Consider the following 383-nt stretch of genomic DNA (forward strand, 5'->3'; position numbering starts at 1 on the left):
TAATTGAAAATAAAGAAAAGAAATTATTATTGTTGAATAGTGAAATTTTTAGAGGATTAATCATTTTCATTTTTATAGTGACTCTGTTTTTGATGAAAGGCAGTAACTCTCTGATTTGGTTTATAATTCCAATATCTTTTCTATTTGGCTTATTTACTACATTAACAGAAATAACAGAACCAGCTGCACTAAAAAGCTTGTTAACAGGAAAAGATGCAGCACCAATAATTAGTAAGTATGAGATTAGAACAAGAGGGGTTCAGCTTTTAGCTCCTACATTGTGTGGTATTCTTATATCATTTGACTTGTCAGCTCCTTACTTGTTAGCCTTTCTAATATCATTCTTATCTATACTTTTATTATATCAATTAAATTTATCAATG

General features: G+C 28.2%; 1 protein-coding gene. It reads left to right on the forward strand.

Annotated elements, in window-relative coordinates; translation table 11 throughout:
* A partial coding sequence (locus C0975_RS11455; protein WP_167383067.1) for an MFS transporter occupies window positions 1-383 on the forward strand: 383 nt, incomplete at both ends.

The organism is Pasteurella oralis (genome assembly GCF_002850605.1).
Classification (GTDB): Bacteria; Pseudomonadota; Gammaproteobacteria; order Enterobacterales; family Pasteurellaceae; genus Pasteurella; species Pasteurella oralis.